This is a genomic window from Prevotella sp. Rep29 (genome assembly GCF_019551475.1).
Taxonomy (GTDB): domain Bacteria; phylum Bacteroidota; class Bacteroidia; order Bacteroidales; family Bacteroidaceae; genus Prevotella.
The window spans coordinates 262,223-285,574 of record NZ_CP047159.1; the positions used below are offsets into that span (position 1 = coordinate 262,223).

Here is a 23,352-nt window from a genome sequence, read left to right on the forward strand (position 1 = left end):
CGATATACTAATAATTGATTCTCAAAAAATCGTTTGTCAATACCAAAAAACCATACAGTATGGCTATGGGTATGATTTCGAGGGCACAAAAGTACAAAATTATTTGTAAAAAAGAGGTGATTTTCCGAAAAAAGATAACATAGCACTTGTAAAAGGACAGGATTTTAATAAAAATTATCACACCAAGGGTATAGACGACGGTTGTTTTCATGGAAAGGTCGAAGTAAACAAGCAACAGGGCGACGGGGAAGAGCAGCAGTCCTTCCATGCTGCTGATGAAGAGCAGCGCTTTCATCCATCGCTCATTCTGGCGGTGGTTGAAGAATATCCAGTTGATGCCTGCGTGTAATCCGAACTTCAGGAGGAAATAGGCGCCAAAGATGCCGAAATAGATGGCAACCAGCTGGTATTGGGACGAGAGGATGAAGGTTTGGGCGACGTATTCCTGCGTGTAGAAAAAGAAAATGATGGCACCCAGCAGACAGGTCAGTGCGACGAGGAATATCTGGAAGCGCACCTCGTTGGTCGTCTCGGTCATGGGTGTCGTCCGTTCGTTGGGCGTTCGGAAGAAGCTTTTTGCCTGGCGTGCGATGAACCGTCGCGAATTGGCGAAGGAAATGAGTGCCAGGATGAAGCTGATGATGAGCAATCCCGTGATGATGTTGTCGCCGCTGATGGTGTAGGGAGCGGGCTTTGCCGTCACGCCGAATGCGTCATTTTCGGTCCGTTGCTTACCGATGACAGAGTCGTTGAACAGGTAGGGTTTGCCTTGGTGTGAGAAGTCTCTGATGGTAATCCATGGTCCGTAGTCCTTTTCGATGGCCTTTGCCGTGTCGGGCTGTTCTTGTTTGTTGCTCACGACGGCTGCCTGCTGCTTGACGGTGTCCTGGAGCGCGGTCGTGTCGGTCTTGGCGCGATGAGGTTTGGGTGTCGCCGGTTTGGAGACAGGTTGCGGTTCTTCCGGCTCCTGAATGCTGATTTCCGCCGGTTGCTGCGTCTCAACAATCGTGGTGTCGGGCTGCTGAGGGAGTGGGAATGACCGCAAGTGGCTCGTCATAAGTTGATTTGCTGATTAGTCAAGCCCAAACTCTTTCTTGATGCGGTCCACGCAGTCAAGTTTCTCCCAAGTGAACAGTTCTACGGTCATGACCTTTGTCTCGTGATAGAAACTGGTAAACTTTTTCTTGACTACTTCGTTCTTGCGTCCCATGTGTCCATAGGCAGCTGTCTCGAGATACATCGGCTGACGAAGTTTCAGTGAGCGCTCAATGGCTTTTGGGCGCAGGTCGAACAGTTTGCTGATGACTTTGGCAATCTCGCCGTCGGTCATGTTGACATGCGAGCGCCCGTAAGTGTTGACGTAGATGCTGACGGGTTTTGCCACACCGATGGCATAGCTTACCTGCACCAGCATTTCGTCTGCCACGCCGGCAGCCACCATGTTCTTGGCGATGTGACGGGCAGCGTATGCCGCCGAGCGGTCCACCTTCGAAGAGTCTTTCCCCGAGAAGGCACCGCCGCCGTGTGCTCCTTTTCCGCCGTAGGTGTCAACGATGATTTTCCGTCCAGTCAGACCGGTGTCTCCGTGTGGTCCTCCGATGACGAATACGCCTGTCGGGTTGACGTGGTATTTGATTTTGTCATGGAAGAGTGCAAGCACTTTCTTGCTGTGTATTTGTTTCTTCACCCGAGGGATGAGGATGTTGATGACGTCGTCCTTGATGATTTTCAACATCGTTTTCTTGTTCTTGTCGAAATCGTCGTGTTGCGTGGAGACGACGATGGTGTCTATGCGCTGCGGTATGCCCTCGTCAGAATATTCGACCGTCACCTGGCTCTTGGCGTCGGGGCGCAGGTAGGTCATGACCTTTCCCTCTTTCCTTATCTCGGACAGCGTGCGCATGATGAGGTGCGCCAGGTCCAGAGAGACGGGCATGTAGTTTTCCGTCTCGTTGGTGGCGTAGCCGAACATCATTCCCTGGTCGCCGGCACCTTGGTCTTCCTCATTGCTGCGGTCAACGCCACAGCTGATGTCGCCGCTCTGTTCGTGGATGGCGGTAAGGATGCCGCAGCTGTTGCCGTCGAACTGGTATTCCGACTTTGTGTAGCCAATCTTATTGATGGTTTTTCTCGTGATGGTCTGAAGGTCGATATAGGCTTCGGAGCGTACCTCTCCCATGATGACCACCTGTCCGGTGGTTACGAACGACTCGATAGCCGTGCGGGCACGGTCGTCGTAGGCAAGAAACTGGTCGAGCAGTGCGTCGCTTATCTGGTCGGCAACTTTGTCGGGATGCCCTTCCGAAACGGATTCTGATGAGAATAAGTATGACATAGTTTTGTTCTTAATAATAGAATATGTGATATTTGCGGGTGCAAAGTTAATTGTTTTTATTCATTCTGGCAAACATTGTGTTTCTTATTTCACTCACAGAGCCGTTTGCGGCTTTTGTATATTTATGCAGGGGTGGAACGATGGGAAGCGGTTTTGTAAATTTTTGAATTTCAAGACGTTAGAAAGGGCTTTCCGAAAGGGCAACTTTTGCACTCCAAAAGGGGAACTTTTAGGAGCCAAAAGTGCCACTTTCAGGACGCAAAAGTGGCACTTTTGGAAAGTGAAAGTTCAACCGTATATTTATACGCCCTTTTCTGTATGTTTATGCGGGTCGGTTTTGGTGTTTTTTTTCGTCGGATTTATGTTTTCGGAGTTCCCGATATTGGCGCGTGAAGACACAAAAAAAGCGTGGAGACCCCATGTTGTCTCCACGCCGTTGATGCTTTTTGTGTTGGTTATCTTACGACTTTCTTGCCGTTGATAATGTAGATGCCTTTCGGCAGATGTGTGAGGTCGGCTTGTCCGTTGACCACCTTTACGGTTCCGATTTTCATGCCGCTGACGGTGAAGATGTCAGCCTGACCTTCCGTCATGTTGCTGACGGGCAGTGTGATGGCATCCACCACGTCGTCCAGCGGCAGGATGGCAGCTGCACTCGACGGGTTTGTCGCCTTGAAATAGCAGCGGAACGGTTCGACGGTTGCCGATGCCTGTTTCTCGAAGGCTGTTCCTGCGGCGTTCATGGTGTGGATGTCGGAAAGCGTGACGGTGTTGAACGTGCCGAATATGCTGTATGTGCTGGTGCGTGTATTCAGGTATTTGCTCTCCGGAATCACCGCATTTTCGCCGATAAACCGAATCTGCTTGCCCTGCAGGCTGTTTGCCTTGCGCGGACCCATCATGCCGTTATTTTGTTTACTGCTGGCAACTGAACCGTCGGAAACGGCGATGATGTATGGCTCGTTGGGTTGCATCTCGTCCACATTTTCGAAGGTGAGGTCGGTGCCGTCAATCTCAGTGAATCGTTTGAGCCAGAAGTCCTTGCCCGTGTCGGAAGCGCTGCGGTGCCAGTCTATTTCCTGATTGTCGGTAAGGTTCATGACTTTGGTGGCGGCAAACGGGATGATGAGTGTCTCCCATCCGCCTGTTCCGTCGGTCGCGATGGCTGGTGTGCGGGTGTAGGTGACGGTGTTTGCCTCGAATTCCTCCGGCGCATAGAACGGTGCACCATCTACGAGGTTCAGCTGGTTGATGGTTCCGCCTTGCACGATGTTGAGCGCAGAGGTGCTTGTCGGGACGGCATCGTCGGCTCCGATGAAGACCAGGAGGTTCTGTCCCGGTGTTCCGTTGATGCGTGTCGTGTTCGTACCTGTCAGGTTGAGGGCGAGCGTCTGTGCATCCACGGTCACGATGTTGCTCGTTGATGGTATTTCCACGCTGCGTTCCACTTCGCCGTTCACCAATTGGTATTTGTCGATGCCGTGTTTAATCGTTGCAACACGTTCGCCCTTCACGGCTTTTGAGGTGGATGATCCGTAATGGCATCTTACCCAATATTTCACGCCATAGTCAAGGTTAGGATATTTGATGTCAAGGGTGGCTGTTCCGCCAGCAGGGACAACAACATCTCTTACGGACTTAGTGCTTAATGTGTAAGAGGTTCCTGTAGTGTTTTTCCAAATAGATAACAGTACCTGTCCGACGTAAGCGACGGTGGTATCGTTCTTCAGTGTGACGGTTCCCTTGACACTGTTCTGATAGACATTGATTTCGGTTGCAGTGGCTGAACTTGCATAGTCGATGTCATAAGTGGCTGACAATTTGCTGGTGAAGGCTTCGCCGCCTTCTGCGATGGTCACGCTTCGCGTTCCTATGCCGCTTGAGGTCGGAGAGGAATATGCTGACACTTTCAGGTTCCATGTCCCGGCAGATGTCGGGGTAAAGGTGAACTCCACGTCTGCGGTTTTCTTTTGATCGACAAAGACAACCGTTTGTGAAACGGCGGAATAGTTCGATTCCGTGCTTTTCTTGGCAAAAAGGTAGAGGTCAACGCTCGAGGGGACGTTGTTGTTTCCTTTGACGGTGACTTTCACTTTCTGTTCGCTGTTGGCTGTCAAGGTGCCGGGGAACGCCCATGCGGATACGCTCAGCGTATTGGCACTTCTTAATGTGGCAGTAAGCGTTGTGCCGCTGTATGTGAGCTCCACAAGACTGCTCGTGGACAACTCGCAACGATACCATGTGCTGTTGCCTCTCAGTCTGCTGACGGGGATGACAACATATTTTCCTGTCGGCAGGTTGTTGTCTTGGAATGTGCTTATTGTCGCTGTTAAATCGGGTTTTTTGTAATCTCCGCGCGAGGTATTGGAAGTGTAGCTGATAGAGTCCATGACGTAGAGGTTGCCGTCAGCGTCTTCAATGGCGATACCGCAATCGAATTTTGCAGCCTTTCCTGTGTAGTTGTAGAAAGCATAGGCGATGGTGAGTCCGCTTCGGCTGATGTATTGTGAGGAAAGGATTTCCTGATAGATGCTGTATTCTCCCGGGTTGACGGCTGGCTGTGCGCCGAAGATGGCGGCGCCGTTCATGATGTAACCGTCGTCCGTCGAACTGGCACCGATGCCCGTGTTGTCGCCCGGATTGAGTACGGAGATAAGGAAATAGCCGTTCGACGAGCCGTTCCATCCCCAGTTGACGTGATAGAGTCCTTCATCGTCCACACCATCGACAACGAAAGCGTGTCCGCCACCTTGTGATGAACCGGAATAGTAGATGGGACGTCCAGCTTTCAATTCATTATAGAGCATGTTGTCCCATTCAGCCGCGCTGTATCCTCCGCGACGCTTGTAAACCGTGTTGGCGTCGAATCCGAAATAAGTGCGCAGGGCGTATGCCACGTTGTAGGAGTTGGCTCCTGAAGAGGTCGATTTGTAGTTCATGCTCACGCTCTTCCCGCAATACGCCATCAGGTTTGCCACGGCAGTCTTTTGCGCAGTCGTGGTGGTCGTCCCGCTGTAGGCATCAACCATGTTTGCCCAGTCGATAGGTGCGCCGCTGGCGACCGCCGGAACGGTTTTGGAGTAGGTTGTTCCGTTATAACTGAACGAATAGGAATAGGACGGGATTTGCGCCTGTGTGCTGGTCACGGCTTTTGCGCGGTGGTGATAGAGCACCTGTGCCATGGCTGTAGCCACGCAACCTGCGTAGGAAACCGTGCCGGTTCTCGGGTCCGTGGGGCAGTTGATGTTGTAAGGGTTGCCCTGTCCCCATGTCGTTGTCAGCAATGGGGCAATCGCCCGCTTGGCTGATTCCGGGGCACGGCGTTGCGATGAGAGTCCCTTAGCCTCCATGTATTCCATCTGTTCCGTGATTTCCGCGAGGAAAGACTGTGCATTTTCCGGCAGGTTGTCGAGGTCGAACGAGCCCGTGTCGGAGTAACCGAGAATCGGTTCTGTGCGGTCGTCGCCCGATACGATGACGAAGCCAAGGTTGTTGTCGGCGTTGAATACGTAATAATACGCATTATCGTTTTGTGCTCCTTTTCGCGGTGCACGTCGAATGTCTGTGTTGCTGCTCAGGCTGCGTCCTTTACTTTTCATGAACGTCTGTGCTTGAGCGAGGGCTTGTTGCTTCGTTATTGGTTCTGAATTTGCAGATGCGTTAAGCAAAAACAAGCAGATGATTGCCAAAATAGTTTGTTTCATAATCCTTTTATTTTTCTGACATTTTGCCTTGTTGGCATGTCTGCAGGTGTCGTTTTGTGTTAAAACTTCACTTTTCGCAGACAAGTTGATTCGTGTAATTAGGTTGCAAATGTAGTGATTTTTTTAATAAAAGAACAGAAAAAGAACAGAAAAAGCGTTGTTTGGGACGCTTTTTCTCGAAAAAGGAATGATTGTCCCTATCGGTTTTGGAAATTATAATATGGTGGTGGTTATGGCATCAGGCGGTCGTTGACCATTCGGAACATGTATTGCCAAATGATTGCTTTCACCTCAGTCTCCATTTTCTGCTGCACGCTGACTTTTCCTGCGAGGTTGTTTTTCATGAGTCTGTCGTCCAGGGCATAGACGGCTTTTGTCCGTTCGCCGTCGAATTGCAGCACATACCCGTACTTCACATATTGATAGACGCCGTTGAGATAGTTCACGGCGAATGTTTCCTCTGGCGGTGTCTGCATCAGGTCGCAGCCGAAACTGAGATGCGGCTTGGGATAGTTGAGCATTCCGAGCACGGTCGGAACGATGTCTGTCTGTTGGGCGATGGCATCACGCATGCCCGGCTGTAGCGAGCCGCTCGGGTCGTAGATGACGATGGGCGAGCAGAATCTTCCGAGGTCGGTGCTGTATTCCGCATGGTTGCTCATGTTGGTGTGGTCGCTCGTCAGCACGAAAATGGTGTTGTTGAACCACGATTGTCGGGCAGCCGTCTCGAAGAATTTGCCGATTGCCATGTCGGTGTAGCGGATGCACTTATGAATTTCCAGTTCTTCGTCTTTGAAGGTGTTCTTATACTGGTCGGGCACTTCAAACGGGTGGTGGCTCGATACGGTGAAGACTGCCGTCATGAACGGTTCGCGCATCTCGCTCATCTTCGTGCAATAATATTGCATGAACGGTTCGTCCCAGATGCCCCAGTTGCCGTCGAAGTCCTTGTCGCCGCCGAAGCGTTTGTCGGCAGCATAGTCTTGTCTGCCGTAATAGTGCTGAAATCCCGTTTTGTTGGCGAACGCCAAGAACCCCATGCTTCCGCGGTTGGCGCCATGGAAGAATGCCGTCTCGTAGCCTTCCTGGCTGAGCAAGCCGGCAATCCCCGTGTAGGTGTTCATCGATGCGGGAGTCAGGACGAACGGCTCGACGAACATCGGGATGCCACAAAGCACCGACGGCATGCCGTCGATGCTCTTCCTGCCGTTGCAGAAAGAGTGTTTGTAGGTGACGCTTTTCCCGATTAGTTCGTCCACGCAGGGCGTATATCCCTTGTATTTCCCGCCTTCCAGTTCTTTGTTGAGTGCGCCGATGTATTCGCGTCCGAAGCTCTCGACGATGATGATGACCACGTTTTTCTTCGTCATCTGCAGGCTGTCGCCGGCTTGGTGTATCGGTGTGAACACCTTGGCAGCTTCTGTCTCCGATTCGAAATAGGCGGGCACGGCGAAGACGCTCTTGCCGATTGTCCGCAGCATGGCGAACGGCGTGTTCAGTACCAGCGCACAATCGATGGGGCGTTCAACGTATTGGTTGGCGTTGTTGATGGTAATCGGACGGATGCCTGAACCCAGACCGCCGCGCATGGCACCCACCGAAATGGGGATGGCGGCTATGAGTGACAGTAGCATGACGATGGTGTAGCGCAGTTTCAGATTTCTTTCCACAATCTCGCTGCGCATCATTCTCGGCTTCACATAGAGGCGGTGCATGGCCCAGACGAGGACGATGGCGAGTACGACGAGGTACCAGTGGCTGATCAATTCGTGCAGGAACACGCCGCCCAGGTTGTTCTCGTTGCCGAACTCGCGGAAAACGGAGGTCGTCGTGCGGCGTAGCGTATAAGGGAAATAGACAGCGTCGCACAGGTTCATGACCATGGTCAGGGTGTTGATGACGAGAAAATAGCCCTTCGCCACCTTATTATATATATAGGTCTCTTTCCAATAGAGCGGCACCAGCATCATCACGATATACGGAATGTGTGTATAGGCAATGGCTGAGCGGTCGAACATCAGGCTGCCGCCAAACATGCGGAGCAGGTAGCTGAAAGAAAGATGTTCGGAGAAGTAACTGTAGTTTTCCAGCAGATAGGCCACGCGACAGATGAAATATACCGCAAAGGCTATGAGCAGGTTGAGCAGCAGTGCCACTACAGACGAGCCGGTGTGGTGGAGCAAAGAGACTTTCTTCATACGCCTGTTTATATCATCTGCATGTCGTGCAGGTTCTTATAGTAGCCGTTTTTCGTCATGAGTTCGTCGTGGGTGCCGCGTTCCACAATCTCCCCTTCGTGTAAAACGCAGATTTCATCGGCGTTCTTGATGGTTGACAGTCGGTGGGCGATGGCGATGGTCGTGCGGGTTTTGGTCAGTCGTTCGAGCGCGTCCTGCACCAGTCTTTCGCTCTCCGTGTCCAGGGCTGATGTTGCCTCGTCGAGAATGAGGATGGGAGGATTCTTCAGCACTGCCCGTGCGATGCTCACCCGTTGCCGCTGTCCGCCCGAGAGGCGTCCGCCGCGGTCGCCGATGTTGGTGTCATAGCCCTGCTCCGACTCCGTGATGAACTCGTGTGCGTTGGCAATGCGCGCCGCCTCTTCTATCTGTTCCTGCGTGGCATCAGCCACTCCGAACGTGATGTTGGCCTTGAACGTGTCGTTGAAGAGGATGCTTTCCTGGTTCACGTTGCCGATGAGCGAGCGCAGGTCGTGCACCCGCAGGTCGCGGATGTTGATGCCGTCGATGAGAATCTCGCCCTCCTGCACGTCGTAGTAACGCGGTATCAGGTCAACGAGTGTGGATTTTCCGCCGCCGCTCTGTCCTACGAGCGCCACCGTCTTGCCTTTTTCTATCTTCAGGTTGATATGCCGGAGCACCCACTTTTCGCCATAGCGGAACGACACGTCGCGGAACTCGATGGCGTGCTGGAAGCCGTTCTCCAGTGTTTTCGGCTGTTCGGGGTCCTGTATTTCCACTTCGGCGAGCAGAATCTTGTCGATGCGTTCCATTGATGCCAGACCTTTCGGGATGTTGTATGAGGCTTTGGAAAACTCCTTCAGCGGGTTGATGATGGAGTAGAGGATGACCAGATAGTAGATGAACGTCGGACCGCTCAGCGCCTGATAGTTCAGCACCAACACGCCGCCGAACCACAGGACGATGACAATCAGCACCGTACCCAGGAATTCCGACATGGGGTGTGCCAGTTGCTGACGGATGTTCACCCGCATCACGTCGTTCCGGTAAGCGGAATTGACTTGGTCGAAGCGGCGGTTCATCTTCTCTTCGGCGCAGAACGCCTTCACGATGCGCAGTCCGCCGAGCGTCTCTTCCACCGTGCTCATCGTGTCGCTCCACAGCGCTTGTGCCTTCAGCGACTGCTGTTTGAGTTTTCTCCCGACGAAGCCCATGAACCATCCCATCGCAGGCACGACGGCGAGCGTGAACAGTGTGAGCTGCCAGGAGATGAGCAGCAGGGTGGCGAAATAGGCGACAATCAGTATGGGATTCTTGAAAAGCATGTCCAGCGACGACATGATGGAGTTCTCCACCTCGCCCACATCGCCGCTCATCCGCGCAATGATGTCGCCCTTGCGCTCCTCGGAGAAGAATCCCAGGGAGAGCGACGTGATTTTCCGGTACAGCAGGTTGCGGATGTCGCGCACCACACCGGTGCGGATAGGGATGATTGTAGCCGAGGAGAGGAAGTATGCGCCGGTCTTCAGGAATGTCAGCAGTGCGAGCACGATGCCGATGATGAGCAGGGTGGTGGTAGCGCCAACGTTGTTGATGAGCTGGTTGACGTGATAGTTCATGTTGTTCATCAGCACGCCGTCCACATTGCCCCAATCCCATGCCATCAACTGTGTGGCTTGCTCGGTCTCTCCCGTCTTAAACAGGATGTTGAGCATTGGAATCAGCGTGGCAAACGAAAAGATGTTCAATATGGCTGAGAGGATGTTGAACACCACCGACAGCGCCAGGTACTTTTTGTACGGAGGCACGAATCGTCGTAAAACCTGCAGAAATTCTTTCATGCCTGCAAAAGTACATAAAATATTTGAAATGATAGACCTGTTTCGATAAAAACTGTTTTCAGTTCAGATTTATCATGATTCCATTATCATTTTGCGCAGCGTTAGTGGGGCTCCTTTGTGCCTGCATAAACATACAGAAAAGGATGTATAAACATGCAGTTGAACTTTCACTTTCCAAAAGTTGAACTTTTGCGCTCTGAAAGTTCAACTTTCGCCTCCTAAAAGTTCAACTTTTGCAAGCTAAAAGTTGAACTTTTGGAAACCCATTCGCAACGCACTGATAAACAGAACTTTACGGGTGGCGTTACCAAACTTGTGCGGCTGTATAAATATACAGATTCCGTTTTCGCTTTTGTCTTGCAACGCGAGTTCGATTATCATAGCCTGTCACTTCCTTTCAAGTTTGTCGAACTCGCGTAGAGGCGACTCGGCATATCCGCCCGATTCACATCTGCCCGATACGTTTTCTCCTCAAATGGTTCAAAAATCGCCCATTTCATCGGCGATTTGTCTTTTATTTGTTCGTCGCACCTTTTGCTTTTTTACATACAAACAACCGCTCTTCCCTAAGCTAAACCAAGTGCTGTTGTAACTCAATGATTAAATACAGGATACTGACAAACAGGAGGAAGAGTCTCAGCCAAAACCACCGACCCGTCAATGTTTTACTTCTCCAACCTGTCCAGGTGTTTTTCACCGTGAAAACTAAACCGACAAGGAATACGGGAATGCCTATCCATGTCAGTGGTTCCCATGAAAAATGCTTGCTTGCGCGCAGCAGGATATATCCTATAATGATGATGTCGATGTCGTTGTGTTTCATCGTTGTTGACAGTCTAAATAAAAAACAAGGGGCGGGCATTTTGAAGTGCGTCCGCCCCTTGCGTTGAAATCAGTTTATGCCTGTCTTATTACTCTTCGGGCAGCATGATTACTTCCACGTGGTTGCCGCCAGCGAGAATCACGTCTTTCACGAACCGTGAAATCTTCTCCGGTGTGAGTGACTGCACGATGCTGAGGTAGTCAGAGTGCTTGTCAACGCCCAGCTCGTCGAAGTCGGAGATGACATCCATCCAATAGCTGTTTTTCTTAGCATTGGTCTCATGGTCCTTGACCAGTGCCTCCTTGATTTTCTTGAGCATGTCAGCATCAACGGTCTTGGTCATGTTCTCAATTTCCTCGCGCATGATTTTGAGCACCTCGTCAGCCATCTCGGGTTTCATCGGGCAAACACCGATGAGTCCAGTGTACGGCGTGTCGCCACCGAGGGTGGCTGAGCCTGCTGCTCCTGCAGAGTAGGCTGCACTGGCTTCCTCGCGAATCTTCTTCAGGTAGATCATGTCCAGCACCTGACCGGCAGCGTCGGCAAGGATGGCATTCTCGAGGGTGTACGGTTGCTCGAGGTTGTACCACATCATGCGTGCCTGAGCCTTCGGTGTCTCCATCTTGCGGGTGAACTTGTTGATGACGTTTCCTTTCGCATAGGTAGAAACAGGTTTCCAGTTTTCCTTCTTCTTCGGGTTGCCTGGCAGTGAGGCGATGTACTGTTCGATGAGCGGACGGAGTGTTGCCTCGTCGAAGTTTCCTACGAAGAAGAACGTGAAGTCAGCCGCATTGGCAGTACGCTCCTTGGCGATTTGCAGACAGCGGTCGTAGTCGAGTTTCTTCAGGTCTTCGGCATCGATGTTGAGGAAGCGCGGATTGTGCATGTACACGGTTGCGCTTACTGAGTCGGCGAATGCTGTCTCCGGTGTGAGCGAACGGTTTTTGAGCATCGTCTCAATCATGTTGACCATTGAGTTGTATGCCTTCTCGTCCTTCTTGATGTTGGTGAAGTTGAGATAAACCAGCTGCATCATGGTTTCCACGTCTTTCGGTACGCAGTTGCCGCTCACCATTTCATGGAGGTTAGACATGCTAAGGTTGGCGCTTGCCTGGATGCCAGCGAGTGCCTTTTCGAGTTCCTGATTGTCGAACTCGCCGAGTCCGCTGCTTGCGGTGACAGCGCTGAAGAGTTTGGAGTTCACGATATCGTTTTCGCCGAGGAGTGAGTTACCACCTTTCGAAATAGCTAACATCTGAATTTCGTCGGCTTTGTAGTCGGTCTTCTTCAAGATGACGCGTGCGCCGTTTGAGAGAGTCAGTTCTTTGTATCCGAACTTCGCGTTTTCCTTTTCGCTCTTGATTTTGCCTTTCTTCGGCAGTTTAGCGATGAGCGGTTCGTTCTTTACGTTGTCCACATAAGCCTCCAGTTGTTCGCCTCTCACGGTATTGATGGCGCTGAGGAATTCTTCTTTTGTGGGATATACGGTTCCCTCTTTCTCTGTGTTGAAGCTGACGATGACCAGGTTGGAGTCGTTCTTGCTGATGAGCTCTGGCAACACTTGGTTGATAGCCTCTACCGGGATGTTCGGTGCAATCTGTTCCATGAGCATCTTCTGGTCTTCGATGGAAAGAATCGGTTCGTTGTCGAGGAAGTGTTCGGTGCATTCGTCTCCGAAGATGGCATTGTTGCGTTTCTCGCGGTTGGTATAGATCTTGTCCAACTGGCTCAGGTATTCAGAGCGTACGCGGACATACTCGGAAGCGTTGAAGCCGAACTGTACGGCACGCTGTGCCTCACGAAGTGCTGATGCCAACGCCTCGATGGTCTTTCCCTCTTTCGGGATGACGGTGAGTGTGAACGCATCTTTTGTGCTGGAGAAGAGGTATTCCTCGTCGCTTGCCGATGCCTGCAGATATGGGCAGTCAGCCTCTTGAGCCTTTTCTGAGAGGCGCTGGTTGAGCATGGATGTGCTCATGCTTTTTACGTATCCTTCGAGCAGGTACATCATGTTGCCTTTTTCCTCGTTGGGAGTAGCGTCATGCTTGAACATGAGCATCACCATGTTGAACTGTTGCTCCTTGTCTTTGTCAACAACGATAATGGGTTCAGCATTGTCGGGCACGGGTTCTCTTTCGACCATCGCACGGTTTTCCTCGAGTTTGATGCCTCCGAAGAGTTCCTTGATTTTCGCTTCGGTGCGGTCAACGTCGATGTCGCCGATAACAATAATAGCTTGGTTGTCGGGGCGGTACCACTTATGATAATAGGCGCGCAGCACTTCGGGCTTGAAGTTGTCGATAATCTCCATCAGTCCGATAGGCATGCGGTGACCATATTTGCTGCCCGGATAGAGTGTCGGCAGGTTGCGTTCGAACATGCGCTGTGATGCCGATGAGCGCAGACGCCACTCTTCGTGAATCACACCACGCTCCTTGTCAATCTCGTCGGCTTCGAGCAAGAGCCCGTTCGACCAGTCTTTTAGGATGAGCAGACAGCTGTCGAGCGCTTCTATGCGTGTCGATGGTACGTCGCAAATGCGGTAAACGGTGCGGTCGATGCTGGTGTAGGCGTTCAGGTCGCTACCGAAGTTCACGCCGAGCGAACGGGTGTACTCAATCACCTCGTTGCCCTTGAAGTTCTCCGAGCCGTTGAATGCCATGTGCTCGAGGAAGTGAGCCAGTCCGCGCTGGTCGTCATTCTCCTGGATAGAGCCTACCCGCTGTGCGATGTAGAAGTTAACACGCTTCTCCGGCCACCCGTTCTGACGTACGTAATAGGTGAGCCCGTTGTCAAGTTTTCCCATGCGTACAGCCTTGTCCATTGGGAGTGGCGGCATGGTCTGAGCCTGTGTCATTACTGCCATCAACAGCAATGCGGCTGCATTGAAAATTCTTTTAAGTTTCATATTAATTAGGTTTGTTGTTAAAATGTGAATTGATAACTTTCGCAAAGTTACTTAAAAGGTCTGGAAAAAAATTAATTTCCGTATATTTTTTTAATTAATTAACGAAGTGAGTTTTGTTTGTTCTTTTCACTTTTTTGGAAAAAGCTTTCTTTTTTCCGTCTTTTTTGTTATTTTTGCGTTGAGATAATGAAAGTGTATTTGCGCTGTATCGTGCTGATGTGTCTCCAGTTCAGCGCATTGTCGCTGATGGGACAGCGTTTCTCTCTGGTTCAGGAAAATGACTCGTTGTCGTTTGTCGTATTGGAGAGTGGGGAGCATGTTGACCGCTGGCAGCTGCCTTACGAAGTGTATCGGTTCTGCACGGGCGATATTGACGGCAACGGGACGGACGAGGCACTTGTCGGAGTGGTGAAGTCAACGCGTTTCTATCCGTCGTCCGCCCGGCGCATCTTCGTCTTCAAAAACCACCGCGGGCATATCCGTCCGATGTGGCTCGGGTCGAAGTTGGGTGGCGAACTGATAGATTTCCGTTTGAACGGGAACCGCGTGAGGAGCTTTGAACGCGCTCCCGACGGCAGCTATTTCGTTGCCGAATATCAGTGGCGCAGTTTCGGACTGAAGTTCGAACATTATGTAGTAAAGGCAGAGACGAAAGAAAAAGCAAAAGAAATATTTAATCAATAGAGTCCTATGAAAAGATTTTCAATGATGCTAATCGGTCTGGTGACAACGGTTGTTGTCTTTGGACAGTACGGAGACGGGCACCGTAAAGGAATGGTTTTGCCCGGAAAGGCTAAAATCAATGTGGAGAAGCTGAAGAAGGGAGTTGACATGAAGATGGATATATCCAATCTGAGTCTCCTGGAGTTAAGGGTGTTGCGCAATTCCTTCCCGGCTCGGAAAGGCTACTTATTTAGCTCGTCCGACCTGCGCGGCATATTCAACACGACATCGTGGTATGAAGACCTTGCGTGGAAAAGAGTGGAGCAGGAAGAGGCAAACAAGCATGTGGCTCCTATCACATATACCGCTGCGGAAAAGGCTTTCATGGAAAAACTGAAGGAGCGGGAGAAACAACTGCAAGCGGAGAATTTCAAATCGAATAATGGAGGGATGGTAAATATGGATAATCTCATCAATCCATATCAGTTGGAAGAGTTCCCGGAAGCACTGTGGAGTGCGCTCGGAAAGAACGGCTTCGCCATTGTGGAGACCGACCACGACCAACTGTTTGAAGTGTATGAGAAGAACGATTATTCGCTGTTTCCCAGTTTTGTGACCACCGATCTTTATTTGCAACTCTATCACCTCTATTTCGATAACTTGCTGCGTGAAGTGGAAGAGTCCAAGCTCTCGATAGCGATGGCGACACTAACTAAGCAACTGTATGACGAAATGTGTCTCCAGGCTCAGCAGGCGAAGAACGTGCAGATGAAGGATGCAGCAGAGTGGAATGTCGCTTATTTTGCCATTGCCCACGCCCTGCTGACCGGTAAGCCGCTGATGGCTGTTCCCGAGAAATATCAGAAAGATGCAGCCAGTGAGGTGGAGAAAGCGAATCGGGCGGAAAATGAAAAATCAGAATATCTTGAGTATATGAATGTTGCGTTTGCTTATTCCTTGTTCCGTCCCCGCGGTCATTACACCCGTTCGCAAGTGGTGGAACGCTATTTCCGTGGCATGATGTGGCTGCAGACCGTGCCTTTTGGAACTGACAAGGAACATCAGATGCAACGGGCTGCACTCATCGCCGAAGCGCTGAACAATAATCGCGAGGTGAAAGCGTCGTACGACCAGGTGTTTGAGCCTATCACTTTCCTGATGGGAACGCCCGACAATATCACCATCACACAGCTCTACGACGTAATGACTGAGCAGAATGTTACGGCAGCGAAACTCAAAAAAGGTTCATCGGCATTGAAAACGCTATGCCAGAAAGTGGAACAGCTGGGTGAGGAGCAAACACGCATTCGTCCGCCTTTTGAGCGAACGAGCCGTCATAAAATCAATTTCATGCCGCAGCGTTACCAGCCCGATGCCGAAGTCCTGTTACGCATGGTGGACTACGACAACGACCCGACGCATCGCGGAGAGCCGATGGGACTTGACGTGATGGCAGCCATGGGAATCACAGCCGCTGAGCGCATCCTCATCAATGAGTTGAAGCAAGACAAGCAATGGAGCGAATACTGTCCGACGCTTGAGCGGATGAAAAAGCGCATGAAGGAAATTGACTGGAAAGCAAGTGTGGCGACGACATGGATGGATGCACTGGCTGGCATGAACAGTCGCGATGAGCGCTATCCTTATTTCATGCAGTCGTCACAATGGGATAAAAAGAATCTGAATGCCATGCTTGCTTCGTGGGCGGAACTGAAACACGATGCCATTCTCTACGCCAAACAGCCGATGGGAGCGGAATGTGGTGGCGGCGGACTGCCTGAACCGATTACCAAAGGATATGTCGAGCCGAACGTCGGATTCTGGCAGAAAGCCATCGAACTGTTGGATAAGACGGATGAAGTGTTGGTGAAATACGACATGCAGACGGAGAAGACCCGTCAACTGTCGAACCGTCTTCGTGAAGAAGCGCAGTTCTTGCTGGCAATCAGCGAAAAAGAGTTGAAAGGCACGCCCATCTCCGATGAGGAATATGACCATATAGGCTATATCGGAGCAACATTTGAGAACATCAGTCTTGAGATTCTCTCCACTGACGAGGGGATGGCTGCCCGTTGGTATGATGTGCAGGGAACTGACAAGAAGGTTGCCCTCGTGGCGGATGTCTATACGGCAAATTCCGACAATAACCCAGCAGGTGGAGTCCTTTATGAGGCAGTCGGACCGGCTCATGAGATTTACGTCGTGGTGGAAATAGATGGTTACCTGTATCTGACGCGTGGTGCCGTGTTCTCTTACCGAGAGTTTAAGCGTCCGCTTGACGAGCAGCGGATGACTGATGAGGAATGGCAGGAGAAGTTGGAGGAATATCCTTCGACAGGTATTCCGGCGTGGATGCGCGAAATTATTGTTCCGCTGAAGAAAGCTCCTGAAGCAAATGAGACGATTTTCTACAGCACGGGCTGCTAAATTGCTCTGCTTTCTGCTGTGGGGATGGGCTGTCGGCGTGCTGCCGACCATTGCTTCCGACACCTTGCGGGTGACGCTGACGGGCGACATCTTGCTTGACCGCGGTGTGCGCATAAAGATAGAAAAAGACGGGGTTGACGCTTTGTTCAGTCGGAGCGTTGACTCCGTCTTTGCGCTTTCCGATGTGGTGGTGGGGAATTTGGAGTGTCCGGTGACCACAATCAAGGAGCCGGTGCAGAAACTTTATATCTTCCGGGGCGAACCAGAGTGGTTGCCTGCATTGAAAGCACATGGCGTGACACATCTGAATTTGGCAAACAACCATTCCATTGATCAAGGGCGACGGGGACTTTTAGACACCCGCGAGCAGGTGATTCGTGCAGGGATGGTGCCTTTCGGTGCCGGCAGAAACATGGCTGAGGCTTCAGAGCCTGTGCTGCTGGGAACGTCCCCTCGTCCGGTCTATCTGTTCGGCGCCCTGCGGTTGCCTTTGGAAAATTTTGCTTACCTGCCCGATTTGCCGTGTGTCAGTCAAGAGAGTAGGGCAGCGATGCTGGAGCGTATTCGCACCTTGAGGTCTGAGTGTCCCGATGCCTACATCATGGTGAGCCTGCATTGGGGCGGCGAGCATCAGTTGGAGCCCGTCATCGACCAAGTGGTGGAGGCGCATGCCTTGATTGATGCCGGTGCCGACATCCTGGTTTGCCATCACTCGCACACGCTTCAGCGCATAGAAATATATAAAGGAAAATACATCTTTTACAGCATCGGCAATTTCATCTTCGACCAGCAAGCACCTGTCAATAGTCGTGCTTGCATGGTGACGGTGTCCGTCACAGCCGGCAGCGCACACGTGGAGACGTTGCCGATTGTGATTTCGGATTGTGTCCCGGACATTGTCGGGGAGTAATAGCCAGCCTTTTCCTCGGATAATGATTTACTCCAGGTAAGTGTATCCGTAGAGTCCGCTGCGATAGTTGGAAAGGAATTCTTTTCCTTCTTCGAGCGAAATCTTGCCTTGCTTCACACTCTTCGTTACCCAGATTTCGAGTTGACGCACCAGTTTCTTTGGGTTATATTGCACGTATGCCAGCACTTCCTCTACGGTCTCGCCGTCGAATATCTGGTCGATGTGGTATTTCCCGTCTTTGATGGAGATATGCACGGCATTGGTGTCGCCGAAAAGGTTGTGCATGTCGCCGAGAATCTCCTGATAAGCACCCACCAGGAACACGCCCAAATAGTAGGGGTCGTTTTTCCGCAGCGTGTGGACGGGCAGGAAATGCGAGATGTTCCGGTTGGTGACGAAGTTGGTCACCTTTCCGTCGGAGTCGCAAGTGATGTCTTGCAGTGTGGCACTGCGTGTGGGACGCTCGTCCAGCCGCTGTATCGGAACGATGGGGAAGAGCTGGTCGATGGCCCATGAGTCGGGCAGTGACTGGAAAAGTGAGAAGTTACAGAAATACTTGTCGGCAAGTATCTTGTCGAGGCTTTTCAGTTCTTCGGGTGTGTGCTTGAGGTGTTTTGCCAGCGAATTGACTTCCCGGCACACACTCCAGTACATGCTTTCCACTTCGGCGCGTGTCTGCAGGTCGATGATACCGTGTGAAAAGAGGTCGAGCGCCTCGTCGCGTATCTGTTCGGCGTCGTGCCAGTCTTCGAGCATTGACCGCTGGTTGAGGTTGTCCCAGATGTCGTACAGGTCTTTGACGAGTTTGTGGGCGTCCTCTGCCGGTTGGAACTCTTCCTTCATCTCTGGAAGAGAGGCTGTCTCGAGTACGTCGATGACGAGCACACTGTGGTGTGCTGCGAGCGACCGTCCGCTCTCGGTGATGAGGTTCGGGTGTGCAATGCCATTGTTGTTGGAAGCCTCAACGAAGGTATAGATACAGTCGTTGACGTATTCCTGAATGCTGTAGTTGACCGAACTCTCGCTGCTGGGTGAGCGTGTGCCGTCGTAATCTACGCCCAGTCCGCCGCCGCAGTCCACGAAATCGACGTTGTAGCCCATCTGGTGGAGTTGCACGTAGAACTGTGCCGCCTCGCGGAGGGCTGTCTGGATACGGCGTATCTTGGTAATCTGACTGCCGATGTGGAAGTGTATGAGTCGCAGACAGTCGTGCATCCCTTTTTTGTCGAGGATGTCGAGTGCCTGTAGCAGTTCGCTGGAGGTCAATCCGAACTTCGAGGCATCGCCGCCGCTCTCTTCCCATTTGCCACTTCCCGAGGATGCCAGTTTGATGCGGATGCCGAGGTTCGGCTGCACGTTCAGCTTCTTTGCAGCCTTGGCGATGGTCTCCAGTTCATTGAGTTTCTCGACCACGATGAAGATTCGTTTTCCCATTTTCTGTGCCAAGAGCGCCAGTTCGATGTAGCTTTGGTCTTTATAGCCGTTGCAGATGATGAGCGAGTCGCTCTGGCATTGCACGGCGATGACGGCGTGCAGCTCTGGTTTTGAGCCGGCTTCCAGTCCGAGGTTGAATTTCCGTCCGTGGGAGATGATTTCCTCAACGACGGGTTGCATCTGGTTGACCTTGATGGGGTAGATGATGAAGTTCTCGCCTTTGTATTCATATTCCTTGGCTGCCTTTTTGAAGCAGCTGGCGGTCTTTTCGATACGGTTGTCGAGAATGTCGGGGAAACGGAGCAGTACAGGGGGCGTTACATCGCGCAGTGCCAGTTCGTCCATTACTTCCCGGAGGTCGATTTCCGTTTGGTCCTTGCAGGGCGTTACGCAGAGGTTGCCGCTTTCGTTGACGCCGAAGTAGGAGACACCCCAGCCGTTGATGTTGTAAAGCTCTTTCGAATCTTCAATGGTCCATTTTTTCATGCTGAAAATAGTTTATTTAGGATGTTAGATGTTGAGTTTCTCTCGGATGATGCTGACTGTTTCGGCTATTTTTTCGAATGTGTCGAGCAGCGTTACGTTGTGTATATGCTTGGCTTGCAGGTAGTAGTGTTCCCGTTCGCGGAGATGTGTGGCTATGAATTGCTGTGCTTCTTCCGGTGTCATCCCTTTGAGCATGGGACGGGGAATGCGTGCCATCTGGAGGTGTCGGAAGAGGGTTTCCGGCTCAGCCTTCAGGTAGATGGTCTCCCCTTGTCGGTTGAGATAGTCCATGTTGTCGGAATAGCAGGGTGTGCCTCCTCCGCAGCTGATGATGACATGTTCAAATTCTGCCACTTCATGCAGCATGTTGCGTTCTATCTTCCGGAAATAGTCCTCGCCCTTTTCCTCGAAAATCTGTCCGATGGTCTTTCGCATCCGGTTCTCGATGTATGTGTCGAGGTCGTACAGGGGTATTCCCGTTGCTTTCGAGAGTGCCTTTCCGAGCGTGCTCTTTCCTGCTCCCATGTATCCCACGAGAATGATTCTCGTAGGCTGTAGGCTGTCGGTGTTTGCTGGCAGATGGTCTTGCATGGGTTGTCGCTACAGACTTTTATTTCTTCTTGTTAGCCGTTGACTGCACGATGTCCATACACTGCTGGTAGGTGAGTTCTGCAGCTTTGGCATGCATGTTCTTTGGCATGCGGTAGTTCTTTCCGTCATAGACGATGTAGGGTCCGAACCGTCCGTTCATGATTTCCATTTTCTTGTCTTCATCAAATTGCTTGATGTGGCGCTGTTCCTCCTGCACTCGTTTTTCGTCGATGAGTTGGATGGCGGTTTCGAGTGTCACCGTCATGGGGTCTTCAGTCTTTGGCAGCGATACATACTTCTTGTTGTGCTGGATGTAAGGACCGAATCGTCCTGTTCCGATGGTGACGGTCTTTCCTTCATACGTGCCGATGTCGCGTGGCAGTTTGAACAGTTCGAGTGCCTCTTCGAGCGTGATGGTCTCGATGCTTTTCCCTGTGGGGAGCTGTGAGAACTGCGGTTTGTGGTCGCTGCCGGCAGAACCTATCTGCACGACAGGTCCGAAGCGTCCGATTTTCACGAACACGGGCTGTCCGCTCTTGGGGTCGGTGCCCAACTGTCGCTCGCCGGCTTTGTGTTCGGAGCGTCCGTTCATGGTCTTTTCCACCTCCGGTTCGAAATCCTTGTAGAAGTCTTTGATGGTGGCAGTCCACTTCTCTTTTCCTTCCGCAATCTTGTCGAAGCGTTGCTCCACTTTCGCGGTGAAGTTATAGTCCATGATGTCCTTGAAATGTTCCAGGAGGAAATCGTTGACCACAGTGCCGATATCCGTCGGCAGCAGTTTGCCTTTCTCGTTGCCGACCATTTCCTTCTTGGTCTTTGTCGTTATCTTGTCTCCCTTGAGCGTGTCGATGGTATAGCTGTGCTCCTCTCCCTTGTGGTCGCCCTTCTGCACATATTCGCGCTGTTGGATGGTCTGGATGGTGGGTGCATAGGTTGAGGGGCGTCCGATGCCGAGTTCCTCGAGCTTGTGCACCAGGCTGGCTTCCGTGTAGCGGAGTGGTGGCAGTGTGTAGCGCTCAGTGGCTGTCATCTCGTCGCAAAGCAGCGTGTCGCCCTGTTTCATGGCGGGTAGCGTATGCTGTGCATCGTCATGGTTTTCGTGGTCGTCATCCACGGATTCGCGATAGACTTTGATGAATCCGTCGAACTTGACCATCTCGCCGTTGGCTACAAACTCGTGGTTGCTGCCGCTGGAGTGGATGTTTGCCGTTGTCTTTTCTATCTCGGCATCTGCCATTTGGCTGGCGATGGTGCGTTTCCATATCAGTTCGTAGAGGCGTTTTTCCTGTGCGTTGCCCGTAATTTCGTGCATGTTCATGAAAGTGGGTCGGATGGCTTCGTGTGCCTCTTGCGCACCCTTTGAGTTGGTGCGGTAGTTGCGTGGCTTGCTGTATTTCTCGCCGTAGAGTGCGTTGATTTCCTCTTTGCAGGTGTTACGGCAGAGCGAGGACAGATTGACGCTGTCGGTTCGCATATAGGTGATGCGTCCGCTTTCGTACAGGCGCTGTGCAATCATCATGGTCTGGCTGACGGTGAATCCCAGTTTGCGTGCCGCTTCCTGTTGCAGGGTCGAGGTGGTGAAGGGTGGTGCGGGTGTCCGTTTGAGCGGTTTCTTGGTGACTTCGCCCACGGTGAACGTAGCATCCTTGCAGCTGTTGAGGAAGTCGAGCGCCTCCTCGTGTGTGTTGAACCGTTTGTTCAGTTCCGCCTTGACGCTTGCCTGGCTGTTGCTGCCGTTGGTCAGGTTGAACACGGCACTGACTTTATAGTGGGGTTCGCTCTTGAATGCCTGGATTTCCCGCTCCCGTTCAACAATCAGTCTGACGGCAACGCTCTGCACGCGTCCTGCTGAGAGCGACGGCTTGACTTTCCGCCAGAGCACGGGCGAGAGTTTGAAGCCCACGATGCGGTCGAGCACGCGGCGTGCCTGCTGTGCGTTGACGAGGTTCATGTCGATGTGGCGCGGGTTCTCTATGGCTTCGAGAATGGCGCTTTTGGTGATTTCGTGGAACACGATGCGGTTGGTATTCTGCTCGTCCAGTCCGAGCACCTCGCACAGGTGCCAGGAGATGGCTTCTCCCTCGCGGTCTTCATCGGAAGCCAGCCACACCTTCTTGGCTTTCGATGCCTGTGTCTTCAGGTCGCTGACGAGTTTCTTCTTCTCTGCAGGAATCTCATAGTCGGGTTCCAGATTGTCCATGTCGATGCTGATTTCCTTCTTCTTCAGGTCGCGTACGTGACCATAGCTCGACATGACTTTATAGTCTTTACCTAAGAATTTCTCTATCGTTTTTGCCTTTGCGGGGCTCTCGACGATTACTAAATTTTCTTGCATAGCGTTTTTCTTCTCTTTGATTTTGGGACGCAAAAGTAAGCAAAACTTTCACACTTACATTATTATATATATGTTTTTTTTACTTTTTTAAGATTTCAGAGCCGTTTTCTTGTTGGAAACGGGTGATTGCCTGCCGAATGGAATGGAGACCGAACTGGCTGGCATCCAGCGCCTGAACGGGTATCCAGAAGCCCTCTTCGGCATCGTCGGCGAAGTGGAGGCTGTGCTCCGTCTCTTCTACCTCGCAGCGGAAGAACAAATCGGTGGTGTGCACGTCAAGTCCTGAGTACGGATAGACGTTGGGCAGGCTGAAGAGAAACCGGACGGCAGTCACGCGGAGTCCCGTTTCTTCCATCACTTCGCGTGCCACACCCGCTTCTGCCGACTCGCCGATGTCGATGAAACCGCCGGGCAAATCGAGCGTGCCGCGGGCTGGGTCTGCCTTGCGCCGCACCACCAGCAGCTCGCCCTTGCCGTTGACGATGAACGCCGCCGTCGAGGCACTCGTGTTCATGAACAGTTCAAAACCGCAGGCAGCACACTGCTTGCTCTTCCCGCTGTGCTCCACGAAGTGGCTGCTGCCGCATCGCGGACAGTATCTGAATGGCTCTAATGGATGCTTCTTCTGGTTTGTATTCATTCTGAAATTCGCGTTAGTCCTATTTCGTTGACCGATGAAGTTATATTCATAAAAACG

14 protein-coding genes are annotated in these 23,352 nt (G+C 51.8%); 3 read left to right on the plus strand and 11 right to left on the minus strand.

The annotated features are described in order from the left end of the window. Nucleotides 1-7: 7 nt before the first annotated feature. From GRF55_RS01125 to GRF55_RS01155, 7 genes are all read right to left on the minus strand, one after another. Nucleotides 8-1,057 carry a DUF4271 domain-containing protein gene (locus GRF55_RS01125; protein ID WP_220368743.1) on the minus strand — a complete coding sequence of 350 codons (1,050 nt, stop codon included), beginning with the start codon at nucleotides 1,055-1,057 and terminating at the stop codon, nucleotides 8-10. A gap of 15 nt (nucleotides 1,058-1,072) precedes the next feature. Further along, nucleotides 1,073-2,335 carry a methionine adenosyltransferase gene (gene metK, locus GRF55_RS01130; protein WP_220368744.1) on the minus strand — a complete coding sequence of 421 codons (1,263 nt, stop codon included), beginning with the start codon at nucleotides 2,333-2,335 and terminating at the stop codon, nucleotides 1,073-1,075. Between the two features lie 455 nt (nucleotides 2,336-2,790). After that, complete coding sequence (locus GRF55_RS01135; RefSeq protein ID WP_220368745.1) at nucleotides 2,791-6,039, minus strand: C10 family peptidase; 3,249 nt, start codon at nucleotides 6,037-6,039, stop codon at nucleotides 2,791-2,793. Between the two features lie 230 nt (nucleotides 6,040-6,269). Beyond that, nucleotides 6,270-8,237, minus strand: a complete 1,968-nt coding sequence (locus GRF55_RS01140; RefSeq protein ID WP_220368746.1) for an LTA synthase family protein — start codon at nucleotides 8,235-8,237, stop codon at nucleotides 6,270-6,272. Between the two features lie 8 nt (nucleotides 8,238-8,245). Continuing rightward, nucleotides 8,246-10,078: an ABC transporter ATP-binding protein gene (locus GRF55_RS01145; protein WP_220368747.1), complete on the minus strand. Its 1,833-nt coding sequence runs from the start codon at nucleotides 10,076-10,078 to the stop codon at nucleotides 8,246-8,248. 571 nt (nucleotides 10,079-10,649) lie between these two features. Beyond that, nucleotides 10,650-10,901: a hypothetical protein gene (locus tag GRF55_RS01150; RefSeq protein WP_220368748.1), complete on the minus strand. Its 252-nt coding sequence runs from the start codon at nucleotides 10,899-10,901 to the stop codon at nucleotides 10,650-10,652. An 88-nt stretch (nucleotides 10,902-10,989) separates the two neighbouring features. Next, nucleotides 10,990-13,809, minus strand: a complete 2,820-nt coding sequence (locus GRF55_RS01155; protein ID WP_220368749.1) for a pitrilysin family protein — start codon at nucleotides 13,807-13,809, stop codon at nucleotides 10,990-10,992. A 186-nt stretch (nucleotides 13,810-13,995) separates the two neighbouring features. Between GRF55_RS01155 and GRF55_RS01160 the strand changes: the two genes are divergently transcribed. From GRF55_RS01160 to GRF55_RS01170, 3 genes are read left to right on the plus strand one after another with little or no spacing between them, the layout of a single operon-like run. Beyond that, nucleotides 13,996-14,493 (plus strand): hypothetical protein, encoded by a 498-nt coding sequence (locus GRF55_RS01160; RefSeq protein ID WP_255563809.1) that lies wholly within the window; start codon nucleotides 13,996-13,998, stop codon nucleotides 14,491-14,493. 6 nt (nucleotides 14,494-14,499) lie between these two features. Then, the gene (locus tag GRF55_RS01165) at nucleotides 14,500-16,899 is read left to right on the plus strand and encodes a DUF3160 domain-containing protein (RefSeq protein ID WP_220368750.1); all 2,400 of its coding nucleotides are present in this window, start codon (nucleotides 14,500-14,502) and stop codon (nucleotides 16,897-16,899) included. Continuing rightward, complete coding sequence (locus GRF55_RS01170; protein ID WP_220368751.1) at nucleotides 16,868-17,809, plus strand: CapA family protein; 942 nt, start codon at nucleotides 16,868-16,870, stop codon at nucleotides 17,807-17,809. Before GRF55_RS01165 ends, GRF55_RS01170 begins: the two co-directional genes overlap by 32 nt. A gap of 27 nt (nucleotides 17,810-17,836) precedes the next feature. Here GRF55_RS01170 and speA read toward each other — a convergent pair whose 3' ends face one another. The 4 genes from speA to GRF55_RS01190 all read right to left on the minus strand — a co-directional run bounded on the left by speA (nucleotide 17,837) and on the right by GRF55_RS01190 (nucleotide 23,295). Further along, nucleotides 17,837-19,729 carry a biosynthetic arginine decarboxylase gene (gene speA, locus GRF55_RS01175; RefSeq protein ID WP_220368752.1) on the minus strand — a complete coding sequence of 631 codons (1,893 nt, stop codon included), beginning with the start codon at nucleotides 19,727-19,729 and terminating at the stop codon, nucleotides 17,837-17,839. A gap of 24 nt (nucleotides 19,730-19,753) precedes the next feature. After that, nucleotides 19,754-20,320, minus strand: a complete 567-nt coding sequence (locus GRF55_RS01180) for a shikimate kinase (RefSeq protein WP_220368753.1) — start codon at nucleotides 20,318-20,320, stop codon at nucleotides 19,754-19,756. 19 nt (nucleotides 20,321-20,339) lie between these two features. Then, nucleotides 20,340-22,655: a type I DNA topoisomerase gene (topA, locus tag GRF55_RS01185; protein WP_220368754.1), complete on the minus strand. Its 2,316-nt coding sequence runs from the start codon at nucleotides 22,653-22,655 to the stop codon at nucleotides 20,340-20,342. Between the two features lie 79 nt (nucleotides 22,656-22,734). Beyond that, nucleotides 22,735-23,295: an NUDIX domain-containing protein gene (locus GRF55_RS01190; protein ID WP_220368755.1), complete on the minus strand. Its 561-nt coding sequence runs from the start codon at nucleotides 23,293-23,295 to the stop codon at nucleotides 22,735-22,737. Nucleotides 23,296-23,352 lie beyond the last annotated feature (57 nt).